At 63.7% G+C, this 3,536-nt stretch carries 3 protein-coding genes and 1 pseudogene; 3 read left to right on the top strand and 1 reads right to left on the bottom strand.

The window, feature by feature from the left end; translation table 11 throughout:
- Window positions 1-286 precede the first annotated feature (286 nt).
- A pseudogene (locus CF70_RS39180) lies at window positions 287-442 on the top strand (IS6 family transposase); the annotation flags it as partial.
- 89 nt (window positions 443-531) lie between these two features.
- On the opposite strand, the gene CF70_RS29150 reads toward CF70_RS39180, so the two are convergent.
- Window positions 532-1,482 (bottom strand): LysR family transcriptional regulator, encoded by a 951-nt coding sequence (locus CF70_RS29150; protein ID WP_035873572.1) that lies wholly within the window; start codon window positions 1,480-1,482, stop codon window positions 532-534.
- A gap of 146 nt (window positions 1,483-1,628) precedes the next feature.
- Here CF70_RS29150 and CF70_RS29145 point away from each other — a divergent pair, with 146 nt between their 5' ends.
- Complete coding sequence (locus tag CF70_RS29145) at window positions 1,629-3,095, top strand: form I ribulose bisphosphate carboxylase large subunit (protein ID WP_035873570.1); 1,467 nt, start codon at window positions 1,629-1,631, stop codon at window positions 3,093-3,095.
- 44 nt (window positions 3,096-3,139) lie between these two features.
- A partial coding sequence (locus tag CF70_RS29140; RefSeq protein ID WP_035873569.1) for a ribulose bisphosphate carboxylase small subunit occupies window positions 3,140-3,536 on the top strand: 397 nt, incomplete at its 3' end.

The raw sequence follows: 3,536 nt of genomic DNA, 5'->3' as shown, positions 1-3,536 counted from the left end.
TGCTAACAGCCTTTCCCTTGGCAATAGCTACACGCTAGCCAGCGGCCAAAGCAATATGCTCGGTGTCGCCGCGGGTATTCGCCACAAGTTCTAAAGACAGTCCAACGGTATGTGACAAGGGCCTACTTGCGCAGTGGTGCAGGCAGTCCCGCGGCATGCTCGCGTGCATGCGGTTCTCTCACATGCTCTTCGTGCCGCCTCGGCGGCACTTTTTTGTGCGCCCGGCGGGGCGCACTTGCTTGAGGGGCACTGTCCCGTTAGCAAGGCGGTTGAGCAGGATGGTGCGATGAAGAAAGGCAGATCGCTCTATCACGGTCACCGCTTCCCGGCGGCGGCTCTCGATTGCGCGATGCGCTGGTATTTCCGCTTGCCGTTGAGCCTGCGCGACATCGATGCATTGCTGTTCGAGCGCGGCGTGGTCGTTTGCTATGACGACGACAGGAATCAAAATCCGGGTCTCTCGTTGGATGGACGCCTGCCGCGCATCGGCGAACCCCGGGCGCGGTACGCGCCCAGGCAGATCTCCCGTCCCTAGGCCACGCGCCGCCCGGGCAGCAGCCCGGCGTACTCCCTCCCCAGATACTCAGCGGTGTGTTCCAGCAGGAACGCCCGGCAGCCCTCGCTGGCCGGCATCAGCCGCTTGCTCGCCATGTGCGCGATATGCCAGACGCGCTCGATCGGCGTGCCCGCCACATCCAGCAGTGCAATCTCCTTGGTGCGCAATTCCAGTGACAGAGTGTGCAGTGACAACAGGCTGATGCCCATGCCTGCCATCACGGCTTGCTTGATCGTTTCATTGCTGCCCAGGGTGACCACTTTGGCCGGCGCGAACAGGTGGTGCTTGAACATTTGCTCGGCCACCGTACGGGTGCCGGATCCTGGCTCGCGCAGCAGGAAGGTTTCGTGGCGCAGTTCTTGCAGATCGAAGCCCCCGGCATCGCGTAGCGGATGCCGGGGCGAGGCCACGATCACGTGCGGATGCGTGGCGATGGGTTCGGACACGGCGTCGAGTTCGCGCGGGGGCCGGCCCATCAGCGCGAGGTCGATCTCGTTGTCCTGCAGCAGGCGCAGCAGCGTTTCCCGGTTGCCTTCGGCAAAGCGCACGTCGACGTGCGGATAGCGCGCCGAGTAGCCGGCCAGCAGTTTGGGCGCGAAGTACTTGGCGGTACTGATCAGCCCGATGGAAATCGAGCCCTGGTCGATGCCCTTGACCGCCTGCAGCCCGTCCTCGGCGTCTTTCACCTCGCCCAGGATGCGCGAGGCGTGATGCAGGAAGCGGTCGCCGGCCTCGGTCAGCGTGAGCTGGCGGCTGACGCGCTCGAACAGCGGGAGCCCGACCACGGACTCGAGTTGCTTGACCTGCATGGAGACGGCGGGCTGGGTCAGGTGCAGTTCCTCGGCCGCCCGCACGAAGCTGGCGTGCCGGGCAACGGTGACGAAGATCTGCAACTGGCGAAGGGTGAGGGAGCGGAGAAAGGACATGAGGTACGCACCACCTTGTCAGATAAGGGATCCCTTATATGCGGGCTAAGAATATCTGAATTTACCTTATGTGGATAGCTGGATATCTTTTCCCTCACACGCAGTCGATGCAGCTAATGCAGCCAACCCACGGGAAGGAAACCACCATGAACGCCCCTGAGACGATCCAAGCCACCGCCAAGCCCCGCAAGCGTTACGACGCAGGCGTGATGAAGTACAAGGAAATGGGTTATTGGGATGCAGGCTACGAGCCCAAGGACACCGACCTGCTCGCGCTGTTCCGCATCACGCCGCAGGCGGGCGTGGATCCTGTCGAGGCTGCCGCCGCGGTGGCTGGCGAGTCGTCCACGGCCACGTGGACGGTGGTGTGGACCGACCGGCTCACCGCCTGCGATATGTACCGCGCCAAGGCCTACCGCGTGGATCCGGTGCCGAACAATCCCGAGCAGTTCTTCTGCTACGTGGCGTATGACCTGTCGCTGTTCGAGGAAGGCTCGATCGCCAACCTGACCGCCTCCATCATCGGCAACGTGTTCAGCTTCAAGCCGATCAAGGCGGCCCGCCTGGAAGACATGCGCTTCCCGGTGGCTTACGTGAAGACCTTCGCCGGCCCGTCCACGGGCATCATCGTCGAGCGCGAACGCCTGGACAAGTTCGGCCGCCCGCTGCTGGGCGCCACCACCAAGCCCAAGCTGGGCCTGTCGGGCCGGAACTATGGCCGCGTGGTCTACGAAGGGCTGAAGGGCGGGCTGGATTTCATGAAGGACGACGAGAACATCAACTCGCAGCCCTTCATGCACTGGCGCGACCGCTTCCTGTTCGTGATGGATGCGGTCAACAAGGCGTCCGCCGCTACCGGCGAGGTCAAGGGCAGCTACCTGAACGTCACCGCCGGCACCATGGAGGAAATGTACCGGCGCGCCGAGTTCGCCAAATCGCTGGGCTCGGTGATCATCATGATTGACCTGATCGTGGGCTGGACCTGCATCCAGTCGATGAGCAACTGGTGCCGGCAGAACGACATGGTGCTGCATTTGCACCGCGCCGGGCATGGCACCTACACGCGCCAGAAGAACCACGGCGTGTCCTTCCGCGTGATCGCCAAATGGCTCCGCCTGGCGGGTGTCGACCATATGCATACCGGTACCGCGGTGGGCAAGCTGGAAGGCGATCCGCTCACCGTGCAGGGCTATTACAACGTCTGCCGCGATGCCTATACCAAGACCGACCTGACGCGCGGACTGTTCTTCGACCAGGACTGGGCCTCGCTGCGCAAGGTGATGCCGGTGGCCTCGGGCGGCATCCACGCCGGCCAGATGCACCAGTTGCTCGACCTCTTCGGCGACGACGTGGTGCTGCAGTTCGGCGGCGGCACCATTGGCCACCCGCAAGGCATCCAGGCCGGCGCCACGGCCAACCGCGTGGCCCTGGAAGCCATGGTGCTGGCCCGCAACGAGGGGCGCGACATCGTCAACGAAGGGCCCGACATCCTGCGCGACGCAGCCAGATGGTGCTCGCCGCTGCGGGCAGCGCTTGATACGTGGGGCGACATCAGCTTCAACTACACGCCGACCGATACCTCGGATTTCGTGCCCACCGCGTCCGTGGCCTGAGCCCGCGCCGTACCTGACACCAACGAACAAGAGACGAGGACATCATGCGCATTACACAAGGCACCTTCTCCTTCCTGCCCGAACTCACCGACGCGCAGATCACCAGCCAGCTTGAGTACTGCCTGAACAAGGGCTGGGCGGTGGGCATCGAGTACACCGACGACCCCCATCCGCGCAATACGTACTGGGAGATGTTCGGACTGCCGATGTTCGACCTGCGCGACGCCGCCGGCATCCTGCTGGAGATCAACAACGCGCGCAAGACGTTCCCCAACCACTACATCCGCGTGATGGCCTTCGACGCGACGCATACGGTGGAATCGGTGGTGATGTCCTTCATCGTCAACCGTCCCGCTGACGAGCCGGGCTTTCGGCTGGTGCGGCAGGAGGAACCGGGGCGCACGATGCGCTACTCGATCGAGGGCTATGCCGCACAGGCTC

It is taken from the genome of Cupriavidus sp. SK-3 (assembly GCF_000611145.1).
Taxonomy (GTDB): domain Bacteria; phylum Pseudomonadota; class Gammaproteobacteria; order Burkholderiales; family Burkholderiaceae; genus Cupriavidus.
The sequence above is the reverse complement of the archived record's forward strand: the minus strand, read 5'-3'. Positions and strand labels throughout refer to the sequence as shown.